We start from the raw sequence: 12,776 nt of genomic DNA, 5'->3' as shown, positions 1-12,776 counted from the left end.
ATGCAAAGGCAGAGATCCAGCACGCTCGTCACCGGCGCCGACGAGAGCCCGCGAGGCGGCCCCGTGCCGACTCCGCTCCGCCGCGGCCGGCCCCTCTCCCTCCCCGTCGTCGCCCCCCTGCTGCTCGCCCTCCTCCTCGTCACGGTCTGCGTGGCCGTGTCCGTGGGATCCGTCGGTGTGCCGTTGGGAACCGTCACCCGGGTCATCGCCCACCACCTGACCGGGTTCGGGGCGTCCCCCGGCGTCATGGACGACCAGATCGTGTGGAACCTGCGGATGCCGCGGGTCCTGCTGGCCGCCGTCGTCGGGGCGGGGCTCGCCGTCGTCGGTGTCACTCTCCAGGCGACCGTCCGCAACCCGCTCGCCGACCCCTACGTGCTCGGCGTCTCCGCGGGCGCCGGACTGATGGCCTCCATCGCCATCACCCTCGGATCGGTGGCGGTGGCCGGGCTCTCCACGTCGGCGGCGGCCTTCGTCGGCGCGCTCGTGGCGATGGCCGCGGTCCTCGGACTGTCACGCCGCGCCGGCCGCGTCATCCCGAGCCGCCTGATCCTCGCCGGGGTCACCCTCTCCTACCTGTTCAGCGGAGCCACCAGCTTCGTCATCTTCCGGAGTGGCAACGCGGACGCGGCGCACTCGGTGCTGTTCTGGCTGCTGGGCTCCCTCTCGGAGTCGTCGTGGTCGAATCTCGTGCTGCCGGCGGCGGCCGTGCTGGTCGTCGGCGTCCATCTGCTGGCGCGGTCCCGGACGCTCAACGCCCTCGCGGCCGGTGACGACGCGGCGCTCTCGCTCGGCGTCCCCGTGCACCGCGTCCGCATCCATCTCCTGGTCGTCGCCTCGCTCCTGACCGGCGTCCTGGTCGCGGTGTCGGGCGGGATCGGCTTCGTGGGGCTCATCATTCCCCATCTCGTACGGCTGGTCGTGGGCCCGGACCACCGGCGGCTGCTTCCCGTCGCCATGTTCGTCGGCGCGATCTACCTCGTCGTCGTCGACCTGCTCTGCCGCGTTCTCGTCCGTCCGGAGGAACTGCCCGTCGGGATCGTCACCGCTGTGCTCGGCGCGCCGGTATTCCTGTGGTTGCTGCGACGCTCGGAGGCGTCATGAGACTCGCCCTGTCCGGCGTCGGCGTCCGGATCGGCTCCGCCCCGATCGTCATGGAGTGCGACCTCACCGTCGCCGACGGCGAGCGCGTCGGCCTCGTCGGCCCCAACGGAAGCGGTAAGACCTCGCTGCTGCGTACGGTCTACCGCGCGCTCGACCCCTTCGCCGGCCGCGTCGCCCTGTCCGGGGACGACGTCACGGACCTCAGCCAGCGCGAGGTCGCCCGACGGGCCGCGCTCGTCGCCCAGGACAGCACCCCGGACTTCGACTTCACCGTGGAGGAAGTCGTGGCCATGGGGCGCGGACCGTGGCTCCGGGCCTTCGAGTCGGTAGCCGGGGGCGGGGACGCGAAGGTCACCGCCGCACTGGAGCGGGTCCGCCTGGCGGAGCACCGCGCCCGCAGGCTCTCCACGCTGTCCGGCGGTGAACGCCAGCGGGCCCTGGTGGCGCGTGCGCTGGCCCAGGAGAGCCCGCTGCTCCTCCTCGACGAACCGACCAACCACCTCGATGTGTACGCGGCGCTCGAACTCCTGGAGCTGGTACGGGATCTGGGGCGTGCGACGCTGTGCGTGCTGCACGACCTCAATCTCGCGGCCGCCTACTGCGACCGGCTCTACGTTCTGCACCGCGGGCGGATCGTCGCGGACGGCCCGCCGGCGGAGGTACTCAGCCCCGAGCTCGTCCGGACGGTCTTCGGAGTCACCTGCACCCATCTGACCCACCCGGTCACCGGCGGCCTGCTCCTCGCGTTCTCACCGCACCAAAATGCCCCGGCCGCCCCGGTCGCCGCGCTCGGTGAGGCAGCGAATCGATGAGCAGCCTACGTACGGCGTCACCCCACCGGCGTTCCGGGCGGAATTCAGCAGTGACCATCGTCATAAACACCACCGCGGTGTAGCCGCATAAATATCGTTCACGACCCGTCGCAGAGGTGGTCGGGCGATCCGGCAACAGGTCGTCACAGCGGTCTGTCAGGGCTGTCTCAGCATCATGATCCCTCCTGTTGACGGCAGTCGAAACCGTGGTAACAATTCCCTCCAGGTTCCGGATCACCTGTCGATGAGCATCATCGAACCGGCCTTCCGGGGCGCTCTCGGATCACCTCGGATAACGCGAAGTCATCGGCATCGTGAAGCTGTTCTCATGAAGCCGTAAGCCGTAAGCCGTAAGCCAGAAGCGCTCGTTCCCATGCGTCGTCCAAACGAAAGGCGAATCACCCGATGGTTGATCGTGTGAATGTCATACCGTTAACGGAACGCCAGGATGCAGACCAGGCCCAGGCGGCCATCGTCCAGATCGACGAAGTGCTGATCCTTCTCCAGGAGCTCGGTGACGTCGCACGCCGCGCACGCAAGGATCTGGTCTCCCCGCGGCACCGGGGCGCCCCCGGCGTCCCGGCCCAGGCGACGCCCCATGGAGCACCGCGCCCGCTGACGCGGTCCGAGGGCGATTCCCCCGGCGAGGCCGGGGCCCGGGACACCCGGCCCGGCGCCACCCAGAAGCCTCCGACGCTCACCCGGCGTCAGGAGGAAGTGCTCCATCTGCTGGCCCAGGGCCTGTCCAACCGCCGGATCGGCCGGGCCCTGCATATCACCGAACAGACGGTCAAGGCCCATCTGCACATGGTTTACCACAAGCTCGGCGTCGCGGACCGTACGGAGGCCGTGGTCCTGGCCATGCGTCAGGGACTGGTCCAGCACCAGCGCCGGGAGGACGCGTCCACCTGACCGGCCCGCACGCGGGGGCGATCGCCGCCTCCGGAAATGATCCGCCGTGACCGTGAGAAAGCACGGGCAGTGAGAGGGCGCGGTCCCGGCCGAGCGGAGGCTCGGCCGGGACCGCTCGCCGTCAGACCGCGCTGTCGGGGACGGCCTCGATCAGCGACGCGTTCAACTCCTGGGCCAGCGGCGCGACCTGGACGACACGGAGCCCCGCCCGGGCGCAGAGCGTGGTGTACTCCGCCCTGGTGCGCTGTCGGCCGCCGATGGTGACCAGCATGTGCAGATCGGTCAGGTACGGGTTCTCCAGGGCGGCGTGGTTGAGGGTGTCCGCGCCGGCGGTGTCGGGCAGCACCGGCTCGGCGATGAGCAGCTTGCCGTGGTCGGGCATGGCGGCCCGGACCCGGCTCAGGATCGTCGAGGCACGTTCGTCGTCCCAGTTCAGCACCACGTTCTTGATGAGGTAGAGATCGGCGCCCTTGGGCACCTCGGCGAAGAAGTCTCCCGCGACCGCGCGGCACCGGTTCTCCAGACCGGACGCGGTGATGGTCTCCCGCGCTCGCGCGGTCCCGGCCTCGGTCTCGTACACGGTGCCGGTCAGCCGCGGGTGCCGTTCGAGGAACGCGGCGAGCAGCGTGCCGTCGCCACCTCCGACGTCGACCACCGTGCCGAAACGGCTCAGGTCGTAGGTCCCGGAGATCGCCTCGGCCATTTCCACCGGCAGATGGCGCTTGCTCATCGCCGCGTGGAAGAGGGCGGCCAGTTCCGGCTTGCCCGACAGGTAGTCGTACACCGGCTCACCGAAGTGTGTGTCGAATGCGGGCCGGCCCGTGCCCAACGACTCCCCCAGGTTCAGCCAGTTGCGCTGGAAGACGTCGTGGGTGAGAAAGGCGGCGAAGTCCAGCAGCGACGCGGGGGTGTCCCGGCGCAACAGTGCCCCCGCCTCGGTGAGGGCGAAGCGTCCGGACCGGGACTCGACGCACAGGCCGAGGGAGGCCAGGGCACGCAGCAGCCTGCCCAGCTGTTCGGCGGGCACTTCGCAGGCGAGCGCCAGTTCGTCGGTCCCGGCCTCACCGTCGCCGATACGATCGGCCAGCTCCAGCCGTGCGGCAGCTCCTACGGCCTGGGTGGCCAGCGTCCCGAAGATCGCCGAGATCACGGTGCGGCGGGCGTCGGCCTCGGTTGTCATGAACTCACCATTCCTTCTGTGTCGTCGCATGAGGGCTCGTGATGGACAGGGCGTGGCGGAAGATGTTCAACGGATCCCACTTCGCTTTCACTTCTTGCAGCCCGGCATAGTTCTCGCCGTAATACAACTCGTGCCAGGGAACGCCGGACGTGTTCCACTCCGGATCCGCCAGATCGATATCCGCGTAATTGATGTAGGCGCCCGTGTTGACATCGTTCGGCACCGGGACGCCGCCCGTCGAAGCGTGTATGTCCCGGTACAGTTCGCGGATCCACCGCATATGCCACTCGTCCTCGGCGGAATCCTTCCAGGTGACCATGTAAAAGGTCTTCACCAGGGCGCCCCGCGGTATGGCAGTGGCGGTGGAGGGTACGGCATTGACCTTGCCGCCGTACGCGATGTATTCCACCGCCGCGTACGTGCCTCGGTAGTCGTCGCGGGTGAGGTGCCCGTGAAGAGTGGCGAGCTGTTCCGGAGAGTGCGGGGCGCGCAGATCCGCCGACTTGACCTTGCACCGGAGTCCGATGGCGGTCGGACCGGTGTCGGGGACCGCCAGGTACCGGCTCGCGGCCAGCCACGGCAGGGACGTGCGCCGGACGCTCGGAGCGGTGCCGACGCCGGCACCGAGCGCGTCGAGGAACGCGTCCATGCGGGCGTGGGCGCGCGGAGAGTCCGCGGGCAGCTGGGCGTGCAGGGTGAGGTCCCCCGCCGAGCGGTGCGGGCAGTCGAGCAGGGCGTACAGGTCGGCGTCGGGCGAGTCGACCGCGCTGTTCGCCAGCTGCCAGCGAAGGAAGTTGCCGGTCAGCCGGACGAAGTCCGTCTCGGTGAGCCCGCCCCATGGCCAGCGCGCCTCCGCGATGTGCAGAGCGCTCGGCGGACGGGGCAGCAGGCCGGACGGATCGGTTCCCCGCGCGTCCGGGGAACGCATCCAGTACCGGGTGACCACGCCGAAGTTGCCGCCGCCGCCGCCGGTGTGCGCCCACCAGAGATCTCTGTTGGGGTCGTTCTCCTCGCGGGTCGCCACCACCGTCGACACGTTCCGGTGCTGGTCGACGACGACCACTTCGACCGCGTACAGGTGGTCGACGCTGAGCCCCAGCATCCGGGAGAGCGGTCCGTAACCGCCGCCGCTGATGTGCCCGCCCGCACCCACGCCCATGCAGAATCCGACGGGGATCGTGACCCCCCACTGGTGGAAGAGGGCGTCGGTCATCTTCCCCACGGAAGCGCCCGCCTCGATGACGAAGGCGTTGTGCTCGCGGTCGAAATCGACGCGGGACATGGGGGAGAGGTCCAGGACGATCCGCACGTCGGGTGCGGCGACGAAGTTCTCGCCGCAGTGCCCGCCCGATCGGACGGCGATCCGCTTCCCGCTCTCGACCGCTTCACGGACCGCGTCCTCGACCTGTCGCGGCGAATGGGCCAGCCGAAAATAGTCGGGCTTCGCTATGAACCGGTAGTTGTAGGCGTGGCCGAGATTCTCGTAGCGAAGGTCGTCGGGTGTGACGATCGTGGAAATCGGCGTCGGCTGGGATAGCACGTCTTCCTCATCGCCGTAACTGTCGTCGCGTTTCATGGATATGTCCGTCATCTCCGCCGTTCGATCCGTGCGAGGGAGCGACCGTGAACCATGATGAGCCGTCCCGGAACGCGCCTCTGGTCGTTGGGCCACCGTACTCCGGAAGAGGAGCCGGCCAGCGCGAACATAAACGAAGGTTCGAGCTGATTAGACCCGGCGATCTAGACCCGTTGCCGGTGCCGGACAGACGCCTGTAAAGTCCGGGACCACCAAAACGGACAGGTGATTGCACGATCCCTGGCAGGATTCATCGGCAGTGATACGAAAGAGGCGTGGTATGAGCAGTGCAGCCAGTGATCCCGTCTTCGCGGACCGTCGGCTGAACGACTGGCTGAGCAGCGTGGGGCTCGGAATCGAGTATTCCCGGGCCGAGGCCAACACACTGTACTTCCGGGACGAGAGCGATCAGGAAGTAGCGGTGCTCGACCACGTGTGTGGATTCGGATCGCTGCTATTCGGCCACAACAACCCGGACATCACGGAGCACGCGAAGTCGGTGCTGGACCAGCAGGTTCCGGTGCACGCCCAGCTGTCCCGGCAGTCGCACGCGAACGCGATAGCCACCGTGTTGAACGCGATCATGCGGCGGGAGGTGCCGGGCGGGGACAGCGGATACGCGGCGATCTTCGCCAACAGCGGTGCCGAGGCCGTCGAGATCTGCGTTAAGCACGCGGAACTGGAACGCCGTGCCCGGATCGTGAGGCTCACGGACGACATCGCCCAGCACATCGAGGAAGCGCGGGAAGCCGTCGGCGCGGGGCGGGCGGCCGTCGTCGAGAACCCGTACGTTCCGGTCGGCCCCGGGCGCGACGACAGGGAGAAGCTCGAACAGCTGATCGCGGAAATCGACCGCAGGAACGCGGAGCTGGTCGCGCGGGGGCCGGTCCATCTGGCACTGGAGAACGCCTTTCACGGCAAGCTGGTCGCCAGCGTGCAGCTCACTCAGAATCCGCACTGGCGCCTTCCCTTCACCGCCCTGTCCTCCTCGACCCGCTTTCTCCACCCGGACCGCCCGGAGGAGATGAAGGCGGCTGTCGAGGAGCTGCGCGAGAACCTGCTGGACATCGTGGTGGAAGACGATGCGGTGAACGTGGTGGAGCGGGAATTCCCCGCCATCGGGGCGTTCTTCGTCGAACCCGTCCAGGGCGCGAACGGCATGCGCCCCTTGTCCGAGGTTTCGGCCCGCGAGATCAGGGCGGTGTGTGACGCGATCGGGTGCCCTCTGATCGTGGATGAGATACACAGCGGCATGGGCCGGACGGGCGCCTTTCTCGCCAGTTCGCACATGGGCCTGCGGGGCGACTATTACACCCTGGCGAAGAGCATCGGCGGAGGAATCGCCAAGAACGCGGTGGCCCTCTTCCGCCAGGACCGATTCCGCCCGGAATTCGAGGTCATGCACAGCTCGACCTTCGCCAAGGACGGGTTCTCGGCGTCCATCGCTCTGAAGGTCCTGGAGATGCTGGAGGCCGACGACGGCCGGGCGTACCGGGTCGCCGCCGAACGGGGGAGCCGGCTGAGGGAGATGCTCGACTCGGTCCGGTCCGATTTCCCGGAGGTCGTGGACACGGTCGCCGGCCTCGGCCTCATGGTCGCGCTGGAGTTCACGGACCAGACCCGGGCGTCGTGCGAGGTGCTGCGGGAGAAGGCCGGCGCGGGCATGCTCGGATACGTCGTCGCGGGCCACATCCTGCGGGAACACCGCATACGCGTCCTCCCGGTCGGGCCCGTGGGCAACTCGGTGCGGTTCGAACCCTCGATCCATCTCACGGACGCGGACATCGCCCGTACGGAGTCCGCGCTGCGTGATGTCTGCACGATCCTCCGCGACCAGGACGGCCACCGTCTCCTGCCCTGACGGGGGTACGAGGGCGTGCCCATCGATCGTCGGCGGGCATATCGCCCGAGCGGTCACGAACACGATCAGTCGAACCGGCAGAGAGGTGTCCCCCCATGAGCAGTGAGGTATCCGCCGAGTCATTGGTGTCGGGACTGATGGAGCACGCGCTCAGTGCGGCATGCGCGGCCTCGGTGCGCGCGGCGGTGACCCTGGGCCTGCCCGAGGCGCTCGGCGACGAGTCGGCCACGGCCGACGAACTCGCGTCGGCGGTCGGCGTGCGTCCGGGGGCCCTTCGGCGACTCCTGCGGTCGCTGACGTCCTACGGTGTGTTCGCCGAGACACCGGCGGGCTCGTTCGCCCACACCGACAAGTCGCTCGTCCTGCGCGAGGATTCACCGAACAGCGTCAAATACCTGGTGCTCTGGTGTACCGAGCCGTGGCTCTGGTCGCTGTGGGGGGATCTCGACGAGGCGGTCCGGACAGGAGGCGAGGTCTTCACCAGGGCGCACGGCCGGAAGTTCTACGAGCAACTGCACAGCGAGTGGCCGGAGTCCGCGCGGACGTTCCAGCGCGCCATGACGCAGCAGACCCGGGTGTCCGCCTTCGCCATCGCCGACATGCTCCCCCTCTCCGGCGCCGGCACGATCGCCGATGTCGGCGGAGGGCAGGGACTCGTCCTCGGTACGCTGCTGGAACGCCACCCGGAGGCACGGGGGTTCCTCCTCGACCTCCCCGACGTGGTGGCGAACGCGGATCCGCGACTGCACCCGGGCGGTGAACTGGCCGACCGCGTGCGGTTGGTGCCGGGCGACTGTCAGAGGGAGATCTCCGTCGAGGCCGACGTCTATCTCTTCAAGAACATCCTGGGGGCGGACGACGACGCCTCGGTCCGGATTCTGCGCAACGCGGTGCGGGCGGCACCGCCCGGAGCTCAGATGGTCATCGTGGAGAACTTCGTCGACGACGGTCCCGGACAGCGGCTCGCCTCCGCACTGGACCTGCGGATGCTGCTGGTCATCGGGGGACAGAAGCACACCAGGGCCGGGCTGCTGGCGATCGCGGAACGGGCCGGGCTGACCGTGCGGAACGTTCGCCCGGTCGACTCCTCCCTGCACATGATCGAGGCGACCGCCCCGAGGTAGCCGCGGTCGGGCCGCACCGCCCGGGGGGCGCGGCCCCGCGAGCAGCACGACCACACGTTCGGCCTCCGGCGTCGGACGCTGGAGGCCGAACGTGTGGGAACGACACGGGTGCGGGGCGTCGAGGTGTGACGACGCCCCCCCGTGGTCAATCGACGACCACCGCCTTGGTCCGCATGAGGAATTCTCCGAGGTATCCCTCGTGGGGGAGCCCGGGAAGCGTCCAGGTGGTCGGACGGTCCCCGACATGGATCTTGTCGATGGACGGCTCGGCGACCAGTGAGGTGATGAGCTCGCCGTCGTCCGTGAACACCGTGAGCGACAAGGTGTCGCGCAAGGCCGCCAGCGCGTCGCCGTCGCGTCGCCACGGCAGCACCCAGACACACGGGAAACCCAACTCGATCCGGGCCTGCGGAGCGTCCGGACGGTCCAGCACGAACACCGCCGGACGCAACACCGCCGAACCGTCTCCCAGTTCGTCGACGATCGTTTCCCCACCCAGCAGCGCCCGTGCGTCGCCCGCCTGGGCCCGCAGATAGCTCTCCACGGCGCGCGCGGCGGCGACCGGACGGACCGGGAGCCTCGCGCGCTCGTCACCGGGCGGGAACGAGGGAAGCCTCCCCAGCCGGTCGGCGAGAGCCCTCGCGACGGGCTCCGGGTCGCCCTCCACGAACACCGCGGTCGCGTTCACGCAACCGGTGCCGGCGTGCCCGGCGACGGACTTCGCGATGGTGTCCAGATGGTCCAGGGCGTTCACCCCGGCTGTGATGAGGATCTTGGACCGGCCGGGCCCGAACGGCATGACCAGGGTGCTGGACCCGTACTTGCGGGCCACCTCGTCGGCGCCGAACGCGATGGCGACGTCCGCTTCGGCGACCAGCCGGTCGGCTGTCTCGTGGTCCGTGGGCAACAGGGCGACCTGATCATGGTCGTAGCCCGCCTGTCGCAGGGCCGAGACCAGCCGGTGGGCGGTGAACGGCTCCCGTTGCGACGGCCGGACCGCCACGCGGTAGCCGAGCGCCAGGGCGTCGAGCCACGAGGTGTGCACCGCGAGGGAGTTGGCCGGCGCGTGCACCACCAGCACCTCGCCACGACGGGTCCACACCCCGCAACCGCCTCGCGCCCGCGGGTCGCGCCAGCTGTCCACCGCGCCGATCGGACGGGCCTGGCGCACACTCTCGTGCGCGGTCTCCGCGTACTCGCCGACCTGCCGCGCCGTCTCCCGTACGGTGGCGATCGGCAGACCGGACACGTCGGCCACGGTCCGGTGGTAGATCCTGGGGGAGACGCCGTCGACCGAGCCGCTCGCGAAGAGCCAGCCCGCACGGGTCAGGAGCTTCTTGCGCCGCTCCGCCTCCGGCGGAGTGGCCCTGCGCAGCGCCGTGATGGTCCGTTGCGCGAACAGCCAGGGCACCAGGCTCAGTTCGGCCACCGGCCTGCCCCGGACGTCGTGGACGACTTCCCGGTTGCGGCTCCGGAAGGGCCCTCCGGTACCGAGTGCGGGAAGGTCCACCGGTGCGACTGGGGTGTCCCGCACCTCAGTAGACCCCTTCGACCACGGCGGAGGCGCCGAACTCCCGTACCGGCTTGAACTCGGCCACCGCGTCACCCGGCAGGCCCAGGCGGTGCGGGTGGCGGATCCCGGTGTCCCGGTCCAGGTTGTTGGGCAGGAACAGGTTCCGGGTGAGGTGATGGGTGACGACCTGGCCGCGTTCCCCGTACGGCACGTTCTTCCCGGTCTCCGGATCGATCACCGAGAACATGGCGAACGGCGACGGCGGGTCGAAGACCGGTGCGTCGTCGGCCGACGTCCCGGGCCGCTGCGGCATCGCGCAGAAGATCATCGTGCTGCCGAAGATGCTGATGAAGTCGGTCTGCGGGAAGAGTTCGGTTCGGAACAGGTGCCGGGTGTCCTCGTCCATCGATGTGCCGCCGTAGATCACCGTGTTGACCTTCGCGTTGATCAGCTCCACCAGGTGATCGCGGCGGCAGACCGCCTCCAGGAGCGGCGGCGTGATGACCATGACGCGGATGTCCTGGCTCCGCAGGATCCATTCGATCTGGTCGACCAGGTGGGAGATGTAGGCCTTCGCCTCGTCGGCGGCGCCGCGGCCGATGACGCGCTTCGCCCACCGGGGGTCGAAGTCCAGGGTGAAGAAGATGCTCCCGAAGCGATGGGCGGTGTCCTGGGCCAGGACACCGGCCATGTGCGGACCGCCCGGCATGATCCCGAGCCAGTTGTCGCCCGCCGCGATGCCGTGCTCCACCAGTCTGTTGTAGTACCAGGCCCAGGACTGCTCCCGCACATCGGGCAGCATGAACACCCGCTTCGGCGCCCCGGTCGTTCCCCCGCTCTCGGCCACCACGGGCGGTGCGGGCAGCTCCGCGATGTCTCCGTACCCTCTGGGTACCAGATCCTCGATGCGCGCGTCGCGCAGCTCGTCGACGATGTTGGGGAACAGCGAGAGATCCTCCACGGTCCGCACGTCCTTACGCGGATCGAAGTCCAGCCTTCTCCTCTGTTCCTGCCAGAAAGGCGATCCCGTCACGGGATCAAAATGCCATGCCATGGCTTCCTGAATGAGTTCCTGGGTATCTGGCGGGCTGTCCCACGGAGTGTCGAGTGCGGATGCGGCACGTGAGGTCATCGTCCTGCTCCTCGGCATTGTCTTTCGACGGTCGGCTGAGTGGAGGGGAAGAGTGCATCCGCTCGAACTCGGGCGCCCGGACCGCTGATCGGGGCGCAGCCTCCGGAATCTCCTGTGAAGGTACAAGGCCGGTACTCCTCCCGCCAGCCCCTTTTCCTCGTCCGATGGATCACCTGGTTTACAACCGTGGATCTAGACTCATTGCCGCTCGCCCGGTGGCGTGATTAGTCTTCGGGGTGCTGTTCCGATTTCCGTAAAGATGTGCGAACAGCCTCCATCCGACGGACCATCACATGAGTGCGGGCAGGAGTGGAAGATGAGCGAGAGCCGCTACGACGTGATCGTCGTGGGTGCGCGGTGCGCGGGGTCGCCGACCGCGATGCTGTTGGCGAGAAGGGGGTACCGGGTCCTGGTCGTGGACCGGGCGACCTTTCCCAGCGACACGTTGTCGACTCACCTGGTGCACCCACCGGGCGTCGCCGCGTTGCGCAGATGGGGCCTGCTCGACCGACTGGTGGCCACGGGCTGTCCGCCCATCCACACCTACGAGTTCGACTTCGGCGCGCTCGTCCTCCCCGGCGCTCCGGGTACGGAGGCCGAACCGTACGCGTACGCGCCCCGCAGGACCGTCCTGGACGCGATGCTGGTGGACGCGGCCGTGGAGGCGGGGGCCGAGGTGCGCGTGGGGTTCACCGTCTCCGGGCTGGTCTTCGACGACGCCGGCCGGGTGGTGGGCGTACGGGGGCGGGGGCCATGGGGTCCGGAGATGACCGAGCGGGCGCGGGTGGTGCTGGGGGCTGACGGTCTGCATTCGCTGGTCGCGCGTGCGGTGGACGCGCCGCGCTACGACGAGCATCAGAAACTGATGGTCGGTTACTACAGCTATTTCAGCGGGCTGGAAATGGAGGGGGTATTCAAGGCCCATTCGCGTCCCTACCGGAGTTTCGGCGCGTGGCCGACCCACGACGGCCTGACGCTGGTCGGCGGCTGCTGGCCGTTCGCGGAACTGAACGACATCCGGAAGGACATCGAGGGGAATTACTTCAAGAACTTCACCCTGGCACCGGCGTGGGCGGAACGTATACGCGAAGCGAAGCGTGAGGACCGGATCGTCGGTGCGGCGTTGCCGAACTTCTTCCGCAGGCCTTTCGGACCCGGCTGGGCGCTGGTCGGCGACTCCGGCTACTGCAAGGACTTCTTCACCGCCCAGGGCATCAGCGACGCGTTCATCTCCGCCGAGCTCTGCGCCGCGTCCCTGGACGACGCGCTGTCCGGGCGCGTGCCGTTCGACGTGTCGATGGCCGCCTATCAATCCGCCCGCGACCGGCATGCGCGACCCGTATACGACTTCACGCTCCAGGTCTCCACGCTGGACCCCCTCTCCACGGACTTCGAGAAGGTCCTGGAGGGCATCGACGGAAACCGGCAGGGCATGGACGCCTTCGCCCGGGTGAACGCGGGTGTGACGTCGATGGAGCAATTCTCCGCCGACTGGGGCCCTTCCCCCGCTGCGTGAGAGCCACCCGCCTCCCCCGCTGCCTGAGGGACACCCGCCGACGCAC

The 12,776-nt window shown here is 68.8% G+C and carries 10 protein-coding genes; 6 read left to right on the top strand and 4 right to left on the bottom strand.

What is annotated here, in order from left to right; translation table 11 throughout:
• The 3 genes from ACH4RG_RS32440 (at position 1) to ACH4RG_RS32430 (ending at position 2,828) form a co-directional block, all read left to right on the top strand.
• Positions 1 to 1,104 (top strand): FecCD family ABC transporter permease, encoded by a 1,104-nt coding sequence (locus tag ACH4RG_RS32440; RefSeq protein WP_398540641.1) that lies wholly within the window; start codon positions 1 to 3, stop codon positions 1,102 to 1,104.
• On the top strand, positions 1,101 to 1,916 hold the full coding sequence (locus ACH4RG_RS32435) for an ABC transporter ATP-binding protein (RefSeq protein WP_398540640.1): 816 nt from the start codon (positions 1,101 to 1,103) through the stop codon (positions 1,914 to 1,916). Before ACH4RG_RS32440 ends, ACH4RG_RS32435 begins: the two co-directional genes overlap by 4 nt.
• Before the next feature lie 417 nt (positions 1,917 to 2,333).
• Positions 2,334 to 2,828 (top strand): LuxR C-terminal-related transcriptional regulator, encoded by a 495-nt coding sequence (locus ACH4RG_RS32430; protein WP_397923247.1) that lies wholly within the window; start codon positions 2,334 to 2,336, stop codon positions 2,826 to 2,828.
• A gap of 121 nt (positions 2,829 to 2,949) precedes the next feature.
• Here ACH4RG_RS32430 and ACH4RG_RS32425 read toward each other — a convergent pair whose 3' ends face one another.
• Complete coding sequence (locus ACH4RG_RS32425) at positions 2,950 to 4,008, bottom strand: methyltransferase (RefSeq protein ID WP_397923249.1); 1,059 nt, start codon at positions 4,006 to 4,008, stop codon at positions 2,950 to 2,952.
• Positions 4,009 to 4,012: 4 nt separating this feature from the next.
• Entirely contained in the window at positions 4,013 to 5,584 is a 1,572-nt protein-coding gene (locus ACH4RG_RS32420; RefSeq protein WP_398540639.1) for an FAD-binding oxidoreductase, read from the bottom strand.
• A gap of 280 nt (positions 5,585 to 5,864) precedes the next feature.
• On the opposite strand from ACH4RG_RS32420, the gene ACH4RG_RS32415 reads away from it, so the two are divergent.
• Positions 5,865 to 7,445, top strand: a complete 1,581-nt coding sequence (locus tag ACH4RG_RS32415; protein ID WP_398540638.1) for an aminotransferase class III-fold pyridoxal phosphate-dependent enzyme — start codon at positions 5,865 to 5,867, stop codon at positions 7,443 to 7,445.
• 95 nt (positions 7,446 to 7,540) lie between these two features.
• Positions 7,541 to 8,569, top strand: coding sequence for a methyltransferase (locus tag ACH4RG_RS32410; protein ID WP_397923255.1), 1,029 nt, complete (start codon positions 7,541 to 7,543; stop codon positions 8,567 to 8,569).
• Positions 8,570 to 8,714: 145 nt separating this feature from the next.
• Here ACH4RG_RS32410 and ACH4RG_RS32405 read toward each other — a convergent pair whose 3' ends face one another.
• Both ACH4RG_RS32405 and ACH4RG_RS32400 read right to left on the bottom strand, forming a co-directional pair.
• On the bottom strand, positions 8,715 to 10,103 hold the full coding sequence (locus tag ACH4RG_RS32405) for an aldehyde dehydrogenase family protein (RefSeq protein WP_397923257.1): 1,389 nt from the start codon (positions 10,101 to 10,103) through the stop codon (positions 8,715 to 8,717).
• A gap of 1 nt (position 10,104) precedes the next feature.
• Positions 10,105 to 11,115, bottom strand: coding sequence for a phenazine antibiotic biosynthesis protein (locus ACH4RG_RS32400; RefSeq protein WP_397923259.1), 1,011 nt, complete (start codon positions 11,113 to 11,115; stop codon positions 10,105 to 10,107).
• Between the two features lie 415 nt (positions 11,116 to 11,530).
• On the opposite strand from ACH4RG_RS32400, the gene ACH4RG_RS32395 reads away from it, so the two are divergent.
• Positions 11,531 to 12,730, top strand: a complete 1,200-nt coding sequence (locus ACH4RG_RS32395; RefSeq protein ID WP_398163313.1) for an NAD(P)/FAD-dependent oxidoreductase — start codon at positions 11,531 to 11,533, stop codon at positions 12,728 to 12,730.
• Positions 12,731 to 12,776 lie beyond the last annotated feature (46 nt).

Origin of the sequence: Streptomyces sp. NPDC021019 (assembly GCF_044333295.1) — a bacterium.
Lineage (GTDB): Bacteria > Actinomycetota > Actinomycetes > Streptomycetales > Streptomycetaceae > Streptomyces.
The sequence above is the reverse complement of the archived record's forward strand: the minus strand, read 5'-3'. Positions and strand labels throughout refer to the sequence as shown.

Excerpts from the sequence above, each read along its gene's own strand:
- ACH4RG_RS32440 (WP_398540641.1), top strand. The coding sequence starts at position 1 with ATGCAAAGGCAGAGATCCAGCACGCTCGTCACCGGCGCCGACGAGAGC.
- ACH4RG_RS32435 (WP_398540640.1), top strand. The coding sequence starts at position 1,101 with ATGAGACTCGCCCTGTCCGGCGTCGGCGTCCGGATCGGCTCCGCCCCG.
- ACH4RG_RS32425 (WP_397923249.1), bottom strand. The coding sequence starts at position 4,008 with ATGACAACCGAGGCCGACGCCCGCCGCACCGTGATCTCGGCGATCTTC.
- ACH4RG_RS32420 (WP_398540639.1), bottom strand. The coding sequence starts at position 5,584 with ATGAAACGCGACGACAGTTACGGCGATGAGGAAGACGTGCTATCCCAG.
- ACH4RG_RS32415 (WP_398540638.1), top strand. The coding sequence starts at position 5,865 with ATGAGCAGTGCAGCCAGTGATCCCGTCTTCGCGGACCGTCGGCTGAAC.
- ACH4RG_RS32410 (WP_397923255.1), top strand. The coding sequence starts at position 7,541 with ATGAGCAGTGAGGTATCCGCCGAGTCATTGGTGTCGGGACTGATGGAG.
- ACH4RG_RS32395 (WP_398163313.1), top strand. The coding sequence starts at position 11,531 with ATGAGCGAGAGCCGCTACGACGTGATCGTCGTGGGTGCGCGGTGCGCG.